General features: G+C 64.8%; 20 protein-coding genes and 1 tRNA gene. 1 reads left to right on the top strand and 20 read right to left on the bottom strand.

All coding sequences use genetic code 11. The annotated features are described in order from the left end of the window. Nucleotides 1-29: 29 nt before the first annotated feature. The 6 genes from NDB2M1_RS15645 to NDB2M1_RS15625 all read right to left on the bottom strand — a co-directional run bounded on the left by NDB2M1_RS15645 (nt 30) and on the right by NDB2M1_RS15625 (nt 4,081). Nucleotides 30-584, bottom strand: coding sequence for a DsbE family thiol:disulfide interchange protein (locus tag NDB2M1_RS15645; protein ID WP_054123183.1), 555 nt, complete (start codon nt 582-584; stop codon nt 30-32). After that, a complete protein-coding gene (locus NDB2M1_RS15640) occupies nt 581-2,527 on the bottom strand; it encodes a heme lyase CcmF/NrfE family subunit (RefSeq protein ID WP_072383811.1) in 1,947 nt (648 codons plus the stop codon). The genes NDB2M1_RS15645 and NDB2M1_RS15640 overlap by 4 nt, the downstream gene beginning before the upstream one ends. Beyond that, nucleotides 2,524-2,979, bottom strand: a complete 456-nt coding sequence (gene ccmE, locus NDB2M1_RS15635) for a cytochrome c maturation protein CcmE (RefSeq protein ID WP_054123185.1) — start codon at nt 2,977-2,979, stop codon at nt 2,524-2,526. Before ccmE ends, NDB2M1_RS15640 begins: the two co-directional genes overlap by 4 nt. After that, a complete protein-coding gene (locus NDB2M1_RS22685; protein ID WP_171955419.1) occupies nt 2,976-3,116 on the bottom strand; it encodes a hypothetical protein in 141 nt (46 codons plus the stop codon). The genes ccmE and NDB2M1_RS22685 overlap by 4 nt, the downstream gene beginning before the upstream one ends. Before the next feature lie 10 nt (nt 3,117-3,126). Continuing rightward, nucleotides 3,127-3,855: a heme ABC transporter permease CcmC gene (gene ccmC / locus NDB2M1_RS15630; protein ID WP_072383809.1), complete on the bottom strand. Its 729-nt coding sequence runs from the start codon at nt 3,853-3,855 to the stop codon at nt 3,127-3,129. A gap of 149 nt (nt 3,856-4,004) precedes the next feature. Continuing rightward, nucleotides 4,005-4,081, bottom strand: a tRNA-His gene (locus tag NDB2M1_RS15625). Between the two features lie 338 nt (nt 4,082-4,419). Here NDB2M1_RS15625 and NDB2M1_RS15620 point away from each other — a divergent pair. Further along, entirely contained in the window at nt 4,420-5,235 is an 816-nt protein-coding gene (locus tag NDB2M1_RS15620; RefSeq protein WP_072383807.1) for a peptidoglycan-binding protein, read from the top strand. 79 nt (nt 5,236-5,314) lie between these two features. Here the strand turns inward: NDB2M1_RS15620 and NDB2M1_RS15615 are convergent, their stop codons facing one another. The 14 genes from NDB2M1_RS15615 to rpsB all read right to left on the bottom strand — a co-directional run bounded on the left by NDB2M1_RS15615 (nt 5,315) and on the right by rpsB (nt 19,885). Further along, nucleotides 5,315-7,672, bottom strand: a complete 2,358-nt coding sequence (locus NDB2M1_RS15615; protein WP_072383805.1) for a TonB-dependent receptor — start codon at nt 7,670-7,672, stop codon at nt 5,315-5,317. A gap of 201 nt (nt 7,673-7,873) precedes the next feature. After that, nucleotides 7,874-8,326: a MarR family winged helix-turn-helix transcriptional regulator gene (locus NDB2M1_RS15610; RefSeq protein ID WP_072383803.1), complete on the bottom strand. Its 453-nt coding sequence runs from the start codon at nt 8,324-8,326 to the stop codon at nt 7,874-7,876. 113 nt (nt 8,327-8,439) lie between these two features. Next, nucleotides 8,440-8,664, bottom strand: a complete 225-nt coding sequence (rpmE, locus tag NDB2M1_RS15605; RefSeq protein ID WP_054123190.1) for a 50S ribosomal protein L31 — start codon at nt 8,662-8,664, stop codon at nt 8,440-8,442. A gap of 96 nt (nt 8,665-8,760) precedes the next feature. After that, nucleotides 8,761-9,234: a 3-hydroxyacyl-ACP dehydratase FabZ gene (gene fabZ, locus NDB2M1_RS15600; protein WP_072383801.1), complete on the bottom strand. Its 474-nt coding sequence runs from the start codon at nt 9,232-9,234 to the stop codon at nt 8,761-8,763. A gap of 11 nt (nt 9,235-9,245) precedes the next feature. Further along, the gene (locus NDB2M1_RS15595) at nt 9,246-9,953 is read right to left on the bottom strand and encodes an OmpH family outer membrane protein (RefSeq protein WP_054123192.1); all 708 of its coding nucleotides are present in this window, start codon (nt 9,951-9,953) and stop codon (nt 9,246-9,248) included. Continuing rightward, nucleotides 9,953-12,577, bottom strand: a complete 2,625-nt coding sequence (bamA, locus tag NDB2M1_RS15590; RefSeq protein WP_072383799.1) for an outer membrane protein assembly factor BamA — start codon at nt 12,575-12,577, stop codon at nt 9,953-9,955. The genes NDB2M1_RS15595 and bamA overlap by 1 nt, the downstream gene beginning before the upstream one ends. Before the next feature lie 278 nt (nt 12,578-12,855). Next, nucleotides 12,856-13,968 carry an RIP metalloprotease RseP gene (rseP, locus tag NDB2M1_RS15585; RefSeq protein WP_171955416.1) on the bottom strand — a complete coding sequence of 371 codons (1,113 nt, stop codon included), beginning with the start codon at nt 13,966-13,968 and terminating at the stop codon, nt 12,856-12,858. 8 nt (nt 13,969-13,976) lie between these two features. After that, entirely contained in the window at nt 13,977-15,134 is a 1,158-nt protein-coding gene (gene dxr, locus NDB2M1_RS15580) for a 1-deoxy-D-xylulose-5-phosphate reductoisomerase (protein ID WP_072383796.1), read from the bottom strand. Continuing rightward, nucleotides 15,131-15,892 (bottom strand): phosphatidate cytidylyltransferase, encoded by a 762-nt coding sequence (locus NDB2M1_RS15575; protein ID WP_054123195.1) that lies wholly within the window; start codon nt 15,890-15,892, stop codon nt 15,131-15,133. The genes dxr and NDB2M1_RS15575 overlap by 4 nt, the downstream gene beginning before the upstream one ends. After that, entirely contained in the window at nt 15,879-16,568 is a 690-nt protein-coding gene (gene uppS, locus NDB2M1_RS15570) for a polyprenyl diphosphate synthase (RefSeq protein WP_072383875.1), read from the bottom strand. The genes NDB2M1_RS15575 and uppS overlap by 14 nt, the downstream gene beginning before the upstream one ends. Before the next feature lie 44 nt (nt 16,569-16,612). Next, nucleotides 16,613-17,170, bottom strand: coding sequence for a ribosome recycling factor (gene frr, locus NDB2M1_RS15565; RefSeq protein ID WP_054123196.1), 558 nt, complete (start codon nt 17,168-17,170; stop codon nt 16,613-16,615). Between the two features lie 15 nt (nt 17,171-17,185). Continuing rightward, complete coding sequence (pyrH, locus tag NDB2M1_RS15560; RefSeq protein WP_054123197.1) at nt 17,186-17,911, bottom strand: UMP kinase; 726 nt, start codon at nt 17,909-17,911, stop codon at nt 17,186-17,188. A gap of 143 nt (nt 17,912-18,054) precedes the next feature. Next, a complete protein-coding gene (tsf, locus tag NDB2M1_RS15555) occupies nt 18,055-18,981 on the bottom strand; it encodes a translation elongation factor Ts (protein WP_054123198.1) in 927 nt (308 codons plus the stop codon). Between the two features lie 136 nt (nt 18,982-19,117). After that, nucleotides 19,118-19,885 (bottom strand): 30S ribosomal protein S2, encoded by a 768-nt coding sequence (rpsB, locus tag NDB2M1_RS15550; protein ID WP_054123199.1) that lies wholly within the window; start codon nt 19,883-19,885, stop codon nt 19,118-19,120. Nucleotides 19,886-20,296: the final 411 nt, after the last annotated feature.

Below are 20,296 nucleotides of genomic sequence, written 5' to 3'. Positions count from 1 at the left end.
CGAACGGCTGTGGCGGCTTGCCGAAAACATCACTGCGCCTCCGCCAGTTTGCGCAGGATCAGCGGGATATCCTCCTGCCGGATATCGCCGATGTGCTGGTAGCGAATGATCCCTTTGCCATCGATCACAAAAGTCTCCGGCACGCCCGAGGAGCCGATGGCAAGCTGGACCTGGCTGAGATCGTCCTTGCCGATCCGCTTGAAGGGATTGCCGTATTGCTTGAGGAAGCCGGCAACATCCTCCTTGCGATCGCGGATCGCGACACCGTCGATCTCCACGCCCTGCTGCGCCAGCGCGGCAAGCTGGGGGGCTTCGACCTTGCAGGGGAAGCACCAGCTGGCAAAGACGTTGAGGAGGCGCGGCTTGCCGCCTTCCTTGAACTGCGCGGTGGCAAGGCCGGGGCGGTCGTCCGATGCGGGCGGCAGGTCGAACGCGGGGAGCGGCTTGCCGATGAAGGCGCTGGAAACCTCGCGATCCGCCGGCCAGTAGAGCCCGACCACGACGAGCGCGAGGAAGCCGACGAAGAGACCGAGCGGGAGCCAGACGGCGAGGCCGGGGCCCTTCTTCGGTGCGGGATCGCTCATCGGCCCTGCCTTTCGCGGCGGTAGGCGATCTTGTCGATCGCCACGAGCCGCTTCACATCGCGCGCGACGCGGCCGAGCAGCGCCAGCAAGCCGCCCAGCGCGACGAGTGCGCCGCCATACCAGATCATCGGCACGAAGGGCTTCCACCAGAAACGCATCTGCCAACGGCCGTCATCGCCCTCTTCGCCGAGTACGGCATAGAGCTGGCCGTTCCAGCGGGTCAGCAGCGCGCTTTCAGTGCGGTTGCCCGGCGGGTTGGCGAAAGTGCGCGCCTGCGGGTGGAGCACGGTCGGCTCGCCGCCGGCATAGCTGGCCGAGACAGTAGCCTCGAGTGCGGTCCAGTTGGGGCCGGCGACGGGGCCGATATCCTGCAGCGCGACCTTGAACGGGCCGACCTGCTGGCTGTCGCCGGGGTTCATCGCGGCGAGGCGCTCGGTAGAGAACGCACCTTCGCTCGCCATGCCGAAGAGGGCGACAGCAATACCGAGGTGGCCGATGACCATGCCGTAGATCGGGAGCGGCGTGCGGCGCAGGTTGCGGCCGACGAGCGGTTGGACCGAGGCGACAGCAAGGCCCGGCGCCAACGCGAGACCAAGCGCAGGGAGCAGGTTGGGCGCGAAGAGCAGTTCAACCGCAAGCAGTGCCACGGCCGAGACCAGCGCCGGGACCGCGACCTGCCACGTGATCCGTCCGCCCTTGTCCTCCCGCCAGCGCAGGACCGGGCCGACGGCCATGACCATCATCATGGGAATCGCAAAAACGGCTGAGACCGGGTTGAAATAGGGCGGGCCGACCGAGACCTTCACGCCCATCGCTTCGGTGAGGAGCGGATAGAGTGTGCCGACGAGCACGATGCCCAGAATGCCGCAGAGCATCACGTTGTTGAACACGAGGCTCGATTCGCGGCTGAGCACGGCAAACCGCGCGCCTTCGGTCACGGTGCTGGCGCGCAGACCGAACAGGAGCAGCGCGCCGCCGATGTAGATGGCGAGCAGCGCGAGGATAAACGAGCCTCGCGTCGGATCGACTGCGAAGGCGTGGACCGAGGTCAGGATGCCGGAGCGGACAAGGAAGGTGCCGACCATCGACATCGAGAAGGCGACGACGCCGAGCATGACCGTCCACGTGCGCAGCGCATTGCGCGCGGCGAGCACGCTGCAGGAATGCAGGAGTGCTGTGGCAGCGAGCCAGGGCATCAGCGAAGCGTTCTCGACCGGGTCCCAGAACCACCAGCCGCCCCAGCCGAGCGTGTAATAGGCCCAGTACGAGCCTGCAGTGATGCCGAGGGTGAGGAATATCCAAGCGCCGAGCACCCAAGGCCGCATCGCGCGGGCAAAGGCGGGGCCGACATCGCGGGTGACCAGCGCGCCGACCGCGAAGCTGAACGCGATCGAAAGGCCGACGTAGCCCACGTAGAGCGTGGGCGGATGGAAGGCGAGGCCAATGTCCTGCAGCAGCGGGTTGAGCCCTGCCCCTTCCGGTGCCGGCTCCGGCAGGCGTTCGAACGGATTCGAGGCGAGCAGAAGGAAGGCGTAGAAGCCTAGGCTGACAAAGGCTTGCCCGGCCAGCGTCGCGATCAGCGTGTTTTCGGGCAGGCGCTTTTCGATGAGCGCGACGAAGCCGCCGGCAAGGCTCATGATCGTCACCCACATCAGCATCGAGCCTTCGTGGTTGCCCCAGGTGCCCGCGAGCTTGAAGATGAAGGGCTTGGCCGAATGGCTGTTTTCCGCGACCAGCTTGACCGAGAGATCGGTACTCAGGAACAGCCAGATCAGCGCGGCGAAAGCGCAAGCGACGAGCACGCCTTGCAGGATCGCAACAGGGCGCACAACGCCAGCGAGGTGCGCGGTAGCGGGCCGCAGCGACAGCGCGCCCGCGACAAGCTGGAGCACGGCCAGCGCCGCCGCCATCCACAGGACCGCAAGACCAAGTTCGGCGATCATTTCGTCTCCGCGATCACGGCCTTGGCCTCAGCCGACGTCATGTTCTTCATCTCGCGGGGCACATACTTCTCGTCATGCTTGGCGAGCAGATTATCGGCGACGAACGTGGTGCCTTCCATGCGGCCTTCGGCAACCACACCCGAGCCTTCGACGAAGAGATCGGGTGTGATGCCGGAGAAGCGCACGGGGACGCGCGCCTTGTCGTCCTTGACGATGAAGTTGATCGTTACGCCGTCCGCCTGCGTCTTGATCGAGCCCTTCTCGACCATGCCGCCAAGGCGCACCGCACGGCCTGCTTCGGGCGGCTTGGCCACGAGTTCGCTCGGCAGGTAGAAATAGGCGGCCTGCTTGCTCAGCGCATAGGCGGCAAGCAGCCCAGCGCCGATCAGCGCGACAAGCGCGAGTACGATCAGCACGAGGCGCTGGTGTTTGGGCTTTATCATCGTGTTCATTTGCCGCGTGCCTTATCGCGCCGCGCTTCGGAGCGCCGCATGGCCCATAGGGTCCAGCCCACAAGGACAAGCGTGCCGATCACGCCGATGGCGAGCGCCGCCACCACGAACTGCCACTGGTCGAGTCTCTCGTGCATCTGCAGCCGCTTACGCCATCGCCTTGCGGCGCAGGCGCGCCTCGGTCTGGATATCGGCGAGCAGCATGCGCATGCGCGCCAGCACGAGGCCGCCGAAAATGAGCGTGAAGCCGAGCGCCGCGAACAGCAGCGGATAAAGGAACGCCGCGTCGATCGAGGACTTGCCCGCGGTGATCGAGGGCGGCTGATGCAGGCTGTTCCACCACACCACCGAGCGGTTGATGATCGGGATATTGACCGCGCCGACAAGGCCGAAGATCGCGGTGACGCGGCTGGCGCCCTCCCCCGCCGCGGCATCACGCTGCGCAGCGCCGGCGAGCGCGATATAGCCGAAATAGAGGAACAGCAGGATAAGGAAGCTCGTCAACCGGCCATCCCATACCCACCAGGTGCCCCACGTCGGGCGCGCCCAGATCGAGCCGGTGGCGAGGCAGATCGCGGTGAACGCCGCCCCCGGCACGGCAGCCGCGCGGGCAGCGATGCCAGCAAGCGGGTGGCGCCAGACCAGTTCGACAAGGCTTGCGATTGCAATCGTCGACCAGCCGGCCATGCCGAGCCACGCGGAAGGCACGTGGATGAAGAGGATACGAACCGTCTGGCCCATGAGCCGATCGGGTGGAACCATGAACAAGCCCCACGCAACAGCGCCGAACGCGAGGATCAGCCCCGGAACCAGCATCAGCGGCATCAGCCAGCGCGCCATGCGCAGGAAACGGGCAGGATTGGCAAGGCCGTGCATGGGTTGACAGGTACGTCCGTAAGGCTGGCAGGACAGTTGAACCTGCCCGCCGCAGGTCTACCTCTGCCACCTGCCCGCATAGGGAGCAAGGGGTTAGCGCGCCTGAACCAAGGTGCAGGCGTGATGAAGTGTGTCAGGATGGAGGAAAATGGGGCGATCGATGGGGTTCGAACCCACGACCTCCGGTACCACAAACCGGCGCTCTAACCAACTGAGCTACGATCGCCACGCAACACGGGCTGCGCCGAAACAGCAACACCGCGGAGGCGCGCTTTTGCAGAACGCGCGCGAAATGGGAAGCGGAATCTTGAGGTACGCGCCATCCTCGTCCTCGCATGCCGTACCCGGCCAACCAACACCAGATTCGCGGTGACTGCGATTGACTTGTTGGAATTCATTTGATCCTTCTGCAGGCTTTCCGAGTAAATATCTGCCGTTGAACTCGCATCCAACTCTTGCGCTGTGCAATAAACAGATTTTCAGTTGGTCAAAAACTCGGAGAAATCTGAAGAAAACTTGCGAATCTACACCCCCCTGAATCCTACATTTTCCGGAGAGACATGCATGATTGCACTTGCCCAACTCCAGGAACTCTACCCACGCGCCCGAACCGGCTATCTGCCGGTCTTTGCTGCGACCGCGCACGACCTGTTCGAGGAATTCGGAATTGCGCAGACCGCGAACCGCCTGCATTTCTTCCTCGCCCAGATCGGCCACGAATCCGGCGGACTTTCGAGTGTCGAAGAAGGTCTGAGTTATGGCGCCGAGCGCATAATGCAGGTCTGGCCGTCGCGCTTTCCGACGCTGGCCAGCGCGCAGGCCTTTGCCCGTAGTCCCGAAAAGCTCGGCAACTTCGTCTACGCCAACCGCCTCGGCAATGGCGCGCCTGCAACGGGCGACGGCTTCCGCTACCGCGGGCGCGGCTACATCCAGATCACCGGCAAGGACAGCTACAAGCAAGTGGGCGCTCGCGCCGGGCTCGACCTAGTGGCGAAGCCGGAGAGCGCGGCGGCGCCTGACGAGGCGCTGCGGGTGGCCTGCGCGTTCTGGCGGTGGAAGGACCTCAATGCTCTGTGCGACACTGGCGACTTCACCAAAGTGACGAAGCGGATCAACGGCGGCACGGTCGGCCTTCCCGACCGTCTGGCATGGCTGGAGAAAGTACGGCGCGTCCTTGCCGAACCGCCTGCCACACAGCCCGATGCCGAGACCGTGCGGGCCGTTCAGCGTGCGCTGCAGATGCGAGGCTTCACCAGCATTGGCGCAGCAGACGGATTGCTGGGCCCGCGAACGGCTGCTGCGATCAGGCAGTTCCGCCTGAACAACGGCCTGGGGGACGGCCTGCTCGATGCCACGCTGCTCACGATCCTCGGTCTCTGAAGCGGCCCGATAGCCGAAAAGAGAAACCCCGGCGGAGGCCATCCGCCGGGGTTTCCTGTTTTCAGCCTCTATGTGAAGATCAGAACTTCGCGCCAACCGAGACGGTCACCGTCGCCGGGGCCGCCCAGCCCTGGAAGAACACAGTAGGCAGCGACTGCGTACGGTAGGCAACGTCGGTCAGGTTCTTGCCCGCGACGCGCAGGAAGTAGCCCTTGTAGTTGAGCGTGGCCGATGCATCGAGCAGGCCGTAGCCGGGCTGGATGTCGTTGAGCGTGCCGAAGGTTCCGAGCGAGAAGCTCGCAAGCCACGAGTAGCCGGCGGTCAGCGAGATCTTCGCATCATCCGAGAGATCGCGAACGTAGCTGCCTCGAACGGTATAGCTCGTCTTCGGCACGCGCTGGAGCAGGACGCCGGTGAAATCGGCGGTGGTGCCGGGTGCGCCGGCCTGCGCCCCGGCGCCGATCGACGAGGTCTGACCGTTGACCTTGCCGTTCTTCACGTTGGCATCCTGGATGCCCAGCGTGCCGGAGAGCGAGAGGCCTTTGAGCGGATCGCTGAGCTTGCCCGCGTCGAGATCGAGTTCGAACTCGAGACCCTTGATCTGAACCTTCGGCAAGCTCACCACATACGTGTTGGTTCCGGGGCCATAGTTCGGCGTCACGACCACCTGAGACTGCTGGAAATCCTTGATATCGTTGATGAAGCCCGCCGCGTTGAAAGTGATCGCGCGGTTCAGGAAGCGGGTCTTGAAGCCGGCTTCATAGGTCGTGTTGGTTTCGGGAAGGAACGAGAGGAAGTTGTTGTTCGGGCAGCCACCGACCGTGCCGCAGTTGGTCTGGCTGGCCTGCTGTTCCGAAAGTGTGCCGCGGATCGAGAAGCCGCCCGACCGGAAGCCTTCCGAGCGGTTGACGTAGAGCAGCACGTCGGGCGCCGCCTGCCACTGGATGTTGAAGCGGGTGATCAGCCTCTGCCAGCTGCGGCGATCATTGATCCGGGGGACGAGCGGGATCGTGCCGAGCAGGATGTATTCGGTATTGAACCGCTTGGCCTCGAAGATGTTGCGCACGCCGCCCGAGATCTTGAGCGTGGGCGTAGGATTGAGATCGATGTTGCCGAAGAACGACCAGCTATGATCCTTTTCGGCCGAGAACTGGTCGATCGCGCCGTTGGTGTTCTGGTGCAGCGTGATCTTGTGATTATAGTAGTAGGCACCGGCGATGTAATCCACGAGCCCATCAGCGGCCTTGCCCTGCAGGCGGACTTCCTGCGTGAACTGCTTGTAAGTCTGGTCGCGATTGGTGAGCAGAACACTGCCGGTAGCCGCGAGCAGCGGGTTGCCGACGCTGGTGCAGCCGGGCGCGCCCCGGCAAGTGCCGTCGAAGTCCTGGTTCACCGTATCGCCTGACGACATGTAGGAGGTCTGCGAGACCAGCTCGCCGATCGGGGTCTTGGCCTTGAGCGTGAGGCTGGCCATGTTGGTGTTCAGGCGGTCGCGGTCGGCACCGAGATTGTTGCCGATCTCACGCGGCTTGAGGCCGTCGGGGCTGCCGGTTTCGGGATTGTACCTGGGCCAGACGGCAGCCGGGTTGCCCCCGGACAGGATCGCGGCGGACAGCTTGTTGCCGAACTGGACTGGGGTGCCGCCACCTTCCTGGTGGATGTGGTCGAGGCTGAGGTCCGCGTTCAACCACGAGGCGAGGTCGTAGTTGATCTTGAGGTTGAAGGCGCGGTATTCCGAGCCGCCCGCGCGCCTGTTGGTGAAGACGTTGTTGAGAATGCCGTCGATGCGGCGATACTGGCCGGAGAAGGCAATGCCACCCTTAACACCGAGCGGCGCATTGAGCACGCCGCGGCCATAGAACTCATTGAACGAGCCGTAGCCCAATTCAAAGCTGGCCCCGAGCTTGCGCGTGGGCGCGCAGCGCGTGAGGTTGATGAGGCCGGCGGTGGTGTTCTTGCCGTAGAAGATTCCCTGCGGACCGCGGTCGACTTCAACCGAGCAGACGTTGAACATGTCGAGCAACTGGCCGGTGTTGTTGCCGAAGAACACGCCGTCCTGGATCACGCCGACCGGCGGGCTCTGGGTCTTCTCGACGTCGGCATAGCCCTGGCCGCGGATGAAGATGGCGCTCTGTCCCGGGGCGGCAGTGCCGCTGCCGATGAACACGTTGGGCGCAGTTCCCTGGATATCGAGGAGCGAACGCGGGGCAAGCAGCGCGATGTCTTCCGCGGTGATCGCGGTCAGCGCGACGCCGACTTTCTGCTTGTCGGCCGCCTGACGCGTGGCGGTGACGATGATGACATCCTTGCTTGATGCTTCTGCCGAAGTGCCTCCTTCCGCGGCGGCATCGGCGGCTTCCGCCGCATAGGCGGGCATGGCCAGGGAAACCGCGATCGCCGCAACCGACGACCAGCCAAGAACGCGCGTGTACCGCATGCCATTCTCCTCTCATCCAATGGACGGCCGGGGCCTGCGCATTTTCCTGCGCGCAGTGCTGGTTCCCGGCTTCGGATCGAAAGGTTGGGCAGTGCCCCTTGGTGCAGCAACCGACAAAAATGAGAGGACTGCGCCGAATTACCGGCGCCTGTGTTTTCGAGTTACAGTACCGATGGTTAGTCGCGATCTCGGTGTGTCAGACTATTGCTCGCCTACCGACGGCGCGTCGTCGATCGCGGTGCGCAGGACAGGGAGCGCGGCGAGCACCGTTTCGAGGTCTGCAGGCGCGAGCCGATCACGGAAGCGGGCCTCGTGCTCGGCAATCCGGCGCCATGCCTCAGCGGCGAGATCGGCGCCCTTTTCGGTCACGCGCAGGGCAAGGCTGCGGCCATCGACGCGGGTGCGGGCGACGAGATCACGCTCTATCAGCCGGGCGATGATCGGCACCATGTTGGCGCGCTTGATCGCGATCGCCTCGCCCACTTCGCTTTGCGAGCAATCCGGGTTCTCGGCGATGACAAGAAGCGTGGTCACTTCGGCCGGCCGCATGTCGAAATCGGACAGGGTGCGCACAAAATCGGCCATGAGCACAGCGGTCGCGCGGCGCATCTGGTAGCCGAGCAGGTTGTCGAAGGCACTGGTCAGAACAGCCATGCGCGCTCTTTCATCCCGCCGTGCGGCGATGGCAAGGGGCGGACCGAGCGCATTTCACGAAAAAAGGGCGACCGAGGCCGCCCTTCTTCCAACTTTCCAGTCCGATCCGGCGCTCACTTCTTGAGCGTAAGACCGCCAAAGCGCTTGTTGAACTGCGCGACGCGACCGCCCTGATCGAGCTGGCGGGTGCCGCCGGTCCAGGCCGGGTGCGAAAGCGGATCGATTTCGAGCGCCATGGTGTCGCCTTCCTTGCCCCAGGTCGAGCGGGTCTCGAACACGGTGCCGTCGGTCATCTGCACCTTGATCATGTGGTAGTCGGGGTGGGTATTGGCCTTCATGGGTCTCGCTCCACTAAGCGAAGCCGGTTCCGACCGGCCTCTGGGGAATCTGGGAAAGGCGCGCCCCTATACGGTTCGCGACCAAAACGCAACCGATCAGCTGTCCGCAATCATCGCGGTGAAGCTGACTTCGGTCGCGATCTTGTCCCCCAGCATCGCCTTGCCGGCGAACTTGCAGACGCGGGCGCGCTTCTGGGTGAATGCAACATGGAGGTCGAGCAGGCAGCCCGGCTCCACCGGGGTGCGGAACTTGGCTTCCTCGATCGCCATGAAATAGACGAGCTTGCCGGTGCCGGCGAGGCCGAGCGTCTCCACCGCGAGCACGCCGGCGGCCTGCGCCAGCGCTTCAATCTGGAGGACGCCGGGCATGATCGGCCGGCCGGGGAAGTGGCCCTGGAAGAACTGCTCGTTCATCGAGACGGCCTTGATGGCGTGGATGCGTTCGCCCACCACCAGCTCGGCTACCCGGTCGACGAGCAGAAGGGGATAGCGGTGCGGCAGCGCCGCCATCACCTTCACGATGTCGAGCTGGAGCGGCGTTGCCGCCGCTCCTTCCGTCGTCTCGCTCATTCCGTCAGCTCTCAGCGGCCTTCGGGCGCCTTGCCCGCCGGCGCGGCGGCGGCGGGAGCAGCAGCGGCCTGCTGCGCAGCCTGCTGCGCTTCGGCCTCACGCTGTGCGCGCGGCTTCCAGCCGGCGGGCGGGACCTGCTGGGCGCTGGGGATCAGCGTGTTGAGTTCGGCCAGGATGTCCTGATTGAGGTTGTAGGCCGCATCGGCCTTCAGCACGCTCTGCGAATCGAGCACGAGCGTGACCTTGCGCTTGGTCATCGCCGCTTGCGTGGCGGCGGTGAGCTTGTCGCTGATCTGCTCGATGATGAACTGCTGAGCCAGGTTGAGCGGTTCGGCCATCTGCTGGATCTCGCGCTCGGCCGACTGCTCGATCTGCTGGATCTGCGCAGCCTGGGTACGGAGCGCAGCCTGGTCGGGCTTGGCGGCCTTCTGGTCCGCCTCGAACTTCTCGTAGAGCGGCTTGAGCTGCGCGGCGATCTGGTTGCGGCGGGTGTTCACCGCGTCGATCGTCGCTTTGTAGGTGGTGGGCAGCTGGGCCATCGCGGTCTTGTAGGCTGCCGAAGCGCCCACAACGGCCTGCGCGTTGGCATAGGCGATGCCGGGCGCGACAATGCCGCCGGGCGTGCTGGCGGCCGGAGCTGCCGCAGCCTGGGCCATGGCATGGGGCGCCGCGCCGAGCGCGAGAGCGGCAACGAGGCCTGCGAGAATACGGTTTTGCATCAGAACTGTGTTCCTACGTTGAAGTTGACTGCCTGAGTGTCGTCGCCATCGACCTTGCTGAGGACTTTGGCGATGTCGATACGGAAGGGGCCGAACGGCGAGTTCCAGTTGACCCCGAAGCCGATCGAAATGCGTGGCTTGGGACTGTTACCAACAAATGTCTCGTCGAACTTCTGGGCCACATTGTTCGCCTTGCCCGCAGAATCCGAGGCGGACGTGGTGAGGCGGCCGGTGATATTGTCCTGATAGAGCAGGGTCGTGCCAGACACGGCCGGACGCGCGACGCTGAACACCGCACCCGCGTCGACGAAGATCGAGGGCCTCAGGCCCAGTTCGCGCGCACCCGAGCCCAGCGGAATCTCAAGCTCTGCGTGGCCGAGATAGTAGTACTTGCCGCCGAGCGCGTCATCGACCCACTGGTTGCGGTCCGGACTGGTCACGCCGCCGCTGCCGTCTCTGGGATCGAACCCGCTGTAAAACCGGCGCAGCACGCGCGGACCGACGCCGCGAATGTCGAAGCCGCGCATCTGCGGCTGGCCGAGAAAGAAGCGGTCGGTCAGGCGCACATCGTCGATCGTGGGGTCGTTGGTACGGTTGCTGAGCGCCTTGATCGCGCCGCCTTCGCCGCGCAGCGAAAACACGAAGCCCTTGCCCAGCGCAAAGTACTTCGCAGCATTGGCGTTGATACGGGCATAGCGCACCGAACCGCCGAGGCCGGCTACGTCGACGCCGAGCACGACCTGCGAGCCGCTCGTCGGGCGCAGGCGATTGTCGAGCGTATCGTAGACCACGCTGGCGCCGATGATCGAGCTTGTGCGCTTGCCGATCGCATCGCACAGATAGCGGCCCGCGAGGAAGATCGAGCACTGCAAGTTGCCGTTGGCATCGGGCAGGTAATAAGTATCGCGGTCGAGCGTCACGTTCTCGAGGTTGAGCGTGTAGCGCCCGATCAGCGACATGTACTCGGTCAGCGGCAGGCCGGCACGGACCTGGAAGCCGGTCGTGGCGTTCCGGTAGGTGGTGTTGCGGTTGCTGTTGAAGAAGTTGAAGCTGTTGAAATCGCGGCGATAGATGTCGACGCCGAGCGAGACGTTGCGATCGAACAGGTAGGGCTCGGTGAAGCTGACCTGAACCGAGCGCGAATAGCGCGAGATGTCGCCCGAGAGGCCGATCGTCTGGCCGCGGCCGCGGAAGTTGTTCTGCTGGATCGAGGCCTGGAAGATGAAGCTTTCGAGGCTGGAGAAACCGGCCGAAAGCTGCAGCTGCCCGGTGGGCTTTTCCTCGACGTTGGCTTCAAGGATGATGCGATCCTGCGCGGAACCGGGCTTCTGCTCGACCTCGAACTTCTCCTGGAAGTAGCCGAGCGACTTGATGCGGTTCGACGAGCGCTTGATCTGGAACGAGTTGAACGCATCGCCCTCGGCCACGCGGAATTCGCGGCGGATGACCTTGTCCTGCGTCAGCGTGTTGCCGTTGACATCGACCCGCTCGACATAGACGCGCGGCGCTTCCGCGATGCGGAAGGTGATCGACATCGTCAGGTCATCTTTGTTGCGGTTGAAGTCCGGCCGGACGTCCGCGAAGGCATAGCCAAAACTGCCCGCCGTCTCGGTCAGGCTGTCGACGGTGTCCTCGACCTGCTTGGCATTGTACCACTGGCCCGCCTTGAGCGGCAGGCGCTTGGCCAGCGCGTCACCGTCGAAGTCGCGCAGCTGGCTGTCCACCTTCACGTCGCCGAAGTGGTAGCGCTGCCCTTCCTCGACCACGTAGGTGATGATGAAATCGCGCTTGTCCGGCGTGAGTTCGGCCACGGCGGAAACGACGCGGAAATCGGCATAACCGTTGGTCAGGTAGAACTGGCGCAGCTTCTGCTGATCGAACGCGAGGCGATCGGGATCGTAGCTGGTGCCGCTGGAGAAGACGCGGAACACGCGCGCCTGCTTGGTCACCATTTCCCCGCGCAGCTGGCTGGCGGAGAACTTCTCGTTGCCGATGATGTTGATCTGGCGAACGCGCGACTTGGGGCCTTCGTTGATCTCGAACACGATATCGACGCGGTTCTGATCGAGCATAACCATCTTGGGCTCGATCGAGGCGGCGAAGCGGCCCTGGCGCTTGTAGAGTTCGATGATGCGGGCGACATCCGCGCGCACCTTGGAACGGGTAAAGATCTGGCGCGCCGAGAGCTTGATTTCGGGCAGGATCTTGTCCTCTTTCAGGCGCTTGTTGCCTTCGAGGATGATGCGGTTGACGACCGGGTTTTCCTTGACCTCGATCACCACGTCACCGGCATTGTCGCGCACCTGCACGTCGGCGAAGAGTTCGGTGGCGTAGAGGTCCTTGAGGACCTGGTCCGCCGCGGCCTGGGTGTAGCGATCACCTTCCTTGAGACGGATGTACGAGCGGATCGTATCGGCTTCGAGCCGCTGGGCGCCCGAAATGGTGATCGAGCGGACGAGTTCGACCGGAGCCGGTGCAGGTGCTGGAGCAAGCGCCGCTGCTGGCACGGCCGGAGCCGGGGCCGGAGCAGCCTGCTGCGCGCTGGCAGCCACGGGCATGCCGGCGAGGCAGGTCGTTGCCGCAAGCGCCGCCAGCGTGCCGGCCAGGTTAGCCTGACCAGTCATACGCCGCGCGGTCCGGGGCAAGTTGCAAGCATTCATCACCAAGCGCCATCCCGTTTCTTCGTGCAGCGCAGCGGCACCCGCCGCTCCGCCTGCGCACCGTAGCGCGCGACGGCAACAGTCCGTCACGCCCCGCGATGCCGCCTCCTGCCCGATGCAAGCCCGCCAATCAAGCAAGCACACCGCAGCAGACCGTAATTGCCCCGCATTTTGTGGAAAATCCGGCTCCCCCTGACGTCCGGCGCTCAAGGCCGGACGCAGCCGTTCGCAAGTCCTACTCCCTAGCCTCCGAAAACGCGCAACGAAGCGACATCGTTGAAGGTCACGAACAGCATCAATGCCACGACCAGCGCCAGACCGGTGCGGAAGGCCCATTCCTGCCCGCGCTGGCTGACCGGCCTGCGGCTGACCGCCTCGATCGCGTAGAACGCGAGGTGCCCGCCATCGAGCACCGGAATTGGCAAGAGGTTGATGAACCCGAGGTTAATCGAGATCAGTGCGATGAACCAGACGTAGTTGGCCCAGCCCGAGACGAGCTGTTCGCCCGAATACTTGGCGATCTTGATTGGCCCGCCGAGTTCCTTGATCTCGCGCTTGCCGGTGATGATCTGGCCGATGCCGGTGATCATCATGCCCATGATGTCGCGCGTCTGGACGACGGCATCACCCACGGCTTCGACTGGCCCGACCGCCACACGCTGCGCAGAGGCAGGGCCAATGCCGAGGTAGCCAATCTTCTGCGTGTTGCCGAACTTGTCGGAGACTTCCTTGAAGGCGGCGATGACGGGCAAGGTCATGCGCCGCCCGTCGCGCTCGATGACGAGATCGAGCGGCTCGCCCGGATGTTGCGCAACCGCGAGGCGGATCTGGAGGAAGCTGTCGATGGGCGAACCCTGCAGCGAAACAACCCTGTCGCCCAGCTGGACACCGGCTTTGGCGGCGGCGGAGCCTTCCTGCACCATGCCGACGACCGGCGGGATGACGACCTTGCCATAAGCCATTGTAAAGCCTGCCAGAATGGCGACGGCGAGCAGCAGGTTCGTCAGCGGCCCGGCGAGCACGATCAGCGCGCGTTGCCAGATCGGCTTGGCCTGGAAGGTGCGTTCGCGCTCTTCGGCGGGGAGCGAAAGCCACTCGGCGCTCGGCGTGCTCGCCGGGTTCATGTCCCCCGCGAACTGGACGTAACCGCCCAGCGGCAGCGCGGAGAGCCGCCAGCGGGTGCCGCGCTTGTCGGTCCAGCCGGCGATCTCCTTGCCGAACCCAATGGAAAAGCTGTCCGCCTTCACGCCGAACAGGCGGCCCATGAGGTAGTGGCCCAGTTCATGGATGAACACGAGCGGCCCCAGCACCAGCACAAAGGCCAGCAGGGTCAGCAGGATTCCCGGACTTTGCACGGCAGCGTTCAGGACACAGTCTCCATCGTCTCGGCCGCGCGGATGCGGGCGTCCCGGTCCACCGCGATCACCTCTTCGAGGGTCACCGGAGGCCGGGGCACGCCGCGCGCCAGCACGTCCTCCGCACATCGCACGATGCGGGTGAACGCGATCTGACCGGCAAGGAAGGCAGCCACCGCGATCTCGTTCGCCGCGTTGAGCACGGCAGGGGCCGCACCGCCCGCGATCACCGCCTCGCGCGCTACGCGAGTAGCCGGGAAGCGCTCTTCATCGGGCTTGAAGAAGGTCAGGCTGCCGATGGCGGCGAGATCGAGCGGGGCGCAGGGCGTTTCCATCCGCGCAGGCCATGCGAGCGCCGAGGCGATCGGCACGCGCATGTCGGAAGGGCCAAGCTGCGCCAGGGTCGAGCCATCGCGGTACTCGACCATCGAGTGGACGATCGACTGCGGGTGGATGATAATGCGCAGGCGCTCCACGCCGACCGGGAACAAGTGGAAGGCTTCGATGAACTCGAGGCCCTTGTTCATCATCGTAGCCGAATCGACGCTGATCTTGGCGCCCATCGACCACGTGGGGTGCTTGACCGCTTCGGCGGGCGTGGCGCGGTGGATGCGCTCCATGTCCCACTCGCGGAACGGGCCGCCGCTCGCCGTCAGCGTGATCGCCTTGACGTGGGCGGGATCGTTGCCGGCAAGGCACTGGAAGATCGCGTTGTGTTCGCTGTCGACCGGGAGGAGCGTGGCGCCGGTGCGCTTGACCGCCGCAGTCATCACTTCGCCCGCCGAAACAAGCGCCTCCTTGTTGGCGAGCGCGACGGCCTTGCCGCATTCGATGGCGGCCATGGTGGGCGCGAGGCCCGCGCAGCCGACAATCGCGGCCATCGTGATATCCGCACCGCGCGCGGCGGCTTCGACGACAGCGGGGGCGCCGCCTGCGGCTTCGATGCCGCTTCCGGCAAGAGCGTCACGCAGGGCCGGAAGGCAGCTTTCATCGGCGACAACGGCCACTTCAGCGCCAAATTCTTTCGCCAGCGCGGCGAGCTCGACCGCCTGACAATTCGCGGTGAGCGCGATCACGCGGAACATGTCGCGGTTGCGCCGCACCAGATCAAGCGTGGACGCACCGACCGAACCCGTGGCGCCCAGAATGGTAATCGTGCGCGTCATGCGCCTCCTGCTCCCCCTGCTGCTGCCCCAGAGGCAGCCCACGCTGTTCCTGCTATGATGGCGACCGGCAGCAGTCCGTCAACCCGATCGAACAAACCGCCATGCCCCGGAATGAGCCGGCCGCTGTCCTTTACCCCGGCCCGCCGCTTGAGCCAGCTCTCGTAGAAATCACCCGCCTGCGCGGCGACGGCAAGCCCTGCCCCCGCCAGCGCGGCCATGCCGAGCCGTGTGGTGCGAAACGCTTCGGCAAGACTTGGGCCGGTGGGGCTCATCGCCGAAAGCACATAGGCGGCAAACAGGATGTAGAGCGTGGCCCAGAGCGCCGCTGCCGCCATGCCACCCGCGAGGCCGGCCCAGGTCTTCGACGGGCTGATGCTCGGCGCGATCTTGGGCCCGCCGATGGCGCGTCCGGCGAAATAGGCGCCGGTATCGGTACAGATGACAAGGCCGAGCACCGCGATGAGCAGGACCATCGGCATCACGATCAGCGCGAAGGCCGCCCAGCCGATATAGAGCCCGCCGGTGATCACTGCCGTCACCATCCGCGCCGGATCGGGCGCGATCCTGGCGGCAAGCGCGGCATATTCGGCAAAGACGCCGAAGCCGACGAGCGCGATGAAACCCTTGAGGACGAGGCCGCCCTGCCACAGCGCGAAACCGGCGATGCCGAGCATGACCGCCGCCGAGGCCACGCGCACCGGCAGATCGCTGCGCTTGGGCGGCGCGGCGGGTGTGGCTACGGGCTCAGCGCCCTCCATAGCGGCGCTCGCGGGTGGCGTAGTGGTCCAGCGCCTCACGCAGGTGGCCCGGGGTGAAATCGGGCCAGAGCACGTCGGTGAACCACATTTCGGCATAGGCCGCCTGCCACAGCAGGAAGTTCGAGAGACGCACTTCGCCCGAGGTGCGGATGATGAGATCGAGCGGCGGCAAGTCCGAGGTGTAGAGTTCGGCCTCGATGGCAGATACGGTCACTTCGCCCTTGGTCGCTGCAGCCGCCGCAGCCCGGGCGATCTCCTGCTGCGAGCCGTAGTTGAGCGCGATCGCCAGCGTGGTGCTGCGGCCATGTGCGGTGCGGGCCAGCGCATCCTCGATCATCTCGACAATATCGGGCGGCAGGACCTTGTAATCGCCGATGATCTTCAGGCGCACGTCGTTGGCGGCGAACTCGTCGATATCGCTGCGGATGAAGGCGCGCAGCAGACCCATGAGGTCCGCGATCTCGTCTTCGGGCCGCTTCCAGTTCTCGGACGAGAAGGCATAAAGCGTCAGCGCTTCAAGCCCCATGTGGCGCGCTGCGCGGACGACTTCGCGCACGGCGTCGACCCCGCGCTTGTGGCCGACGGCGCGCGGCAGGAAGCGCTTCTTCGCCCAGCGCCCGTTGCCATCCATGATAATCGCGACATGGCGCGCAGGACCGGTGTAGCCGCCGCCCATCTGGCCGGCGACCGCTTTGCTTCCCTGAGGCGCCGCAGCCGAGCTCACTTGCCGAGGATTTCCTTTTCCTTGGCCGCGCTGACTTCGTCCGCCGCCTTGATCTGCTCGTCGGTCAGCTTCTGCAGCTCGGTTTCGAAACGCTTGCGTTCGTCTTCCGAGATTTCCTTCTTGTTCTCGTCGGCCTTGAGCGCGTCCATGCCGTCGCGGCGGACGTTGCGGATGGCGATCTTGGCCTTCTCCGAATACTGCGAGGCGAGCTTGGCAAGCTCCTTGCGGCGATCCTCGGTGAGATCGGGGATCGGCAGGCGCAGCGTGTTGCCATCGTTGATCGGGTTGAGCCCGAGCCCTGCCGAACGGATCGCCTTCTCGACCGGGCCGATGTTCGACTTGTCCCACACCTGCACGGTCAGCATGCGCGGCTCGGGCGCGGAGATCGTCGCGACCTGGTTGAGCGGGGTGTTCGCACCGTAGACGACGACCATGATCGGATCGAGCAGCGCGGCATTGGCGCGGCCGGTGCGCAGACCGGAAAGATCGCTGCGCAGCGATTCCACCGCGCCCTTCATGCGGCGTTCGAGATCGGCCTTGTCATACTTGGCCATGGGCAAGCCTTCCTTTTAAGCGCTGATTTTCTGAACGATGGTCTGGGTGCCCTGCCCTGCCAGAACGCGGGCAAGATTGCCGCGTTCCCGGATCGAGAACACCACGATGGGGATGGCATTGTCGCGGCAAAGTGCCACAGCGGAAGCGTCCATCACCTTGAGATTGTCTGCCAGCACCGTGTCGAAATCGACCGTATCGTAGCGCTTGGCGTTCGCGTTCTTCTTCGGATCGTCATCATAGACGCCGTCGACGCTGGTGCCCTTGAGCAAGGCGTCGCACTTCATCTCGGCAGCGCGCAGCGCAGCACCGGAATCGGTGGTGAAATAGGGGGCGCCGACACCAGCGGCGAATATCACTACGCGGCCCTTTTCGAGGTGTCGTTCGGCGCGGCGGCGGATCACCGGCTCGCAGACCTCGTCCATCTGGATCGCGGACTGGACGCGGGTCGGCACTCCGATCTTCTCGAGCGCGCTCTGCATCGCCAGCGCGTTCATGATCGTCGCGAGCATGCCCATGTAGTCGGCCTGCGCACGGTCCATGCCCTTGGCCGCGCCCGCCATGCCGCGGAAGATGTTGCCGCCGCCGATGACAAGGCACAGCTCCAGCCCGGTTTCCTTGGCTGCCTTCAGTTCCTCGGCCATCTGCGCGACGAAGTCGGTGTCGATGCCGAAGGGCTGGCTCCCCATCAGCACTTCGCCCGAAAGCTTGAGAAGTACGCGCTTGAGGGGGGGAAGGCTCATCGTCCGGGCAAACTCGTATAGAGGGGAGCGCGGCCCTTATACGCGCGAGTTGGCGCGTGCCAAGGGCAAGGGACACAGGTTTGTGCGCCAATGCACAGCGGCGCCCCCCGCCGGGACGGGAAGCGCCGCGTATTGTGCAATGTTTACTTGATGCCGGCTGCCGCAGCGACTTCCGCCGCGAAGTCGGTGGCTTCCTTTTCGATGCCTTCGCCGAGTTGGAAGCGGACATAGTCGGTCAGCGTGATCTTGGCGCCGGCAGCCTTGCCGGCGGCCTCGACGACCTGCGCGATGGGGGTCTTGTTGTCCATCACGAAGAGCTGCGACAGCAGAGCGTTGTCCTTGGCATACTTGGCCACCGCGCCATCGACCATCTTGGCCTGGACTTCGGCGGGCTTGCCGGTTTCCGCCGCCTTCTCCGCCGCGATCTTGCGTTCGCGCGCGATCGTTTCGGGATCGAGGTCCTCGGCCTTCAGCGCCAGCGGGAAGGCCGCGGCGATGTGCATCGCGATCTGCTTGCCGAGCGGCTCGAGCACATCGGCACCGGCTTCCGATTCCAGAGCGACGAGCACGCCGATCTTGCCGAGAGCCGGAGCAGCAGCGTTGTGCATGTAGGGCACGATGAGGCCCGACGAGACCGCGACGGTCTTCATGCGGCGAACCTGCTGGTTCTCGCCGATCGTCGCGACGTTGTTGGTCAGCTTGTCGGCAACCGTGCCACCGTCGGGGTAGGCAGCGGCCTTGAGCGCCTCGACGTCGTCAGCGGAAAGGCCGAGCGCGACTTCGGTGGTCTTGCGCACGAAATCCTGGAACTGCTCGTTCTTGGCAACGAAGTCGGTTTCCGAGTTGACTTCGACGGCGACGCCGCGAGTGCCCGAAACGGCAACGCCGACGAGGCCTTCAGCGGCCGTGCGGCTCGACTTCTTGGCGACGGCGGCAAGGCCCTTGGCGCGCAGCGCGTCGACCGCGGCTTCGAAATCGCCACCGGTCTCGTCCAGAGCCTTCTTGCAATCCATCATGCCGGCGCCAGTGCGCTCGCGCAGGTTCTTCACGTCAGCGGCGGTATAGGCCATTGCGGTGATCCTTCTTGTCTCGTGAATATGGGTTAGGCCGCAGCCCGGTCATAGCTACCTGGCGCGGCCCGTAAGGGGTGTCCGGGTCAGTTCGGTGACGGCCCCTTGACGGAGGACGCCACCGAACTGGACAGGATCAGGCTTCTGCTGCCTCGACGGCAACTTCTTCCGGAAGCGGCTCGTCCATCGCGCCGAGGTCCGCGCCTGAAGCGATCGCGGCATCGCGGCCACCGCGGGTGGCGGCAGCGGCAATCGCTTCGCAGTAGAGGCGGATGGCGCGGCTGGCGTCGTCGTTCGCGGGAACCGGGAACGCGATGCCATCGGGCGAGACGTTCGAATCGAGGATCGCGACGACCGGAATGCCGAGCACGTTGGCTTCCTTGATCGCCAGCTCTTCCTTGTTGGCGTCGATCACGAACATCACGTCGGGAATGCCGCCCATGTCGCGGATGCCGCCGAGCGAGAGCTCGAACTTGTCACGCTCGCGGGTGAGCTGGAGCACTTCCTTCTTGGTGAGGCCGGTGGTGTCGCCCGAAAGCTGCTCTTCAAGCGCCTTGAAACGCTTGATCGAACCAGAGATCGTCTTCCAGTTGGTGAGCATGCCGCCCAGCCAGCGGTGGTTGACATAGTGCTGGCCCGAGGCGCGTGCGGCCTGGGCGATCGGCTCCTGCGCCTGGCGCTTGGTGCCGACAAACAGGACCTTGCCGCCGCCCTGCACGGTGGCCGAAACGAACTCGAGCGCGCGGGCGAAGAGCGGCACGGTCTGCGAGAGGTCGAGGATGTGGATGCCGTTGCGGGCGCCGAAGATGTACGGCTTCATCCGCGGGTTCCAGCGGTGGGTCTGGTGGCCGAAGTGGGCGCCGGCCTCGATCAATTGCTGCATGGTGACGACAGGAGCCGCCATAAGTCATTCCTTTCCGGTTGGGCCTCTGGAACGCAGGAACCGCTTGGCGGGAGAAACCCCAGCACGGCACCGGTATGTGCGCATTCCATGTGGATTGCCGCAGCGACCCGCAGGCACCATGCCCGAATCGCGCTGTAGCGAGAGTGCCGTTAGCGCCGGAAGAGCCGGGCGTCTACACAGAACTGCCGAAAAAATCGGACTGAAGCTGGACGCCGAGCGTCAATTCGCTCTGACAGTGTCAAATAAGTAGTGAATCATAGTTGTCAAAATGATTGGACATGCCCATAAGTTCACTTGACGGGCAAAACCGCCAGTCGCGAACCTCAGCGTCCTTCTCGGTCATGAGGCACCTCGCGGCTTATCTGGCTTGAAGCTTCTGCAAGCGGATCTTGCGAAGCGCCTACCGGCACT

Source organism: Novosphingobium sp. NDB2Meth1 (assembly GCF_900117425.1).
Taxonomy (GTDB): Bacteria; Pseudomonadota; Alphaproteobacteria; order Sphingomonadales; family Sphingomonadaceae; genus Novosphingobium.
Note: the sequence above shows the minus strand (reverse complement) of the source record. Positions and strands in the feature narration are given on the sequence as shown.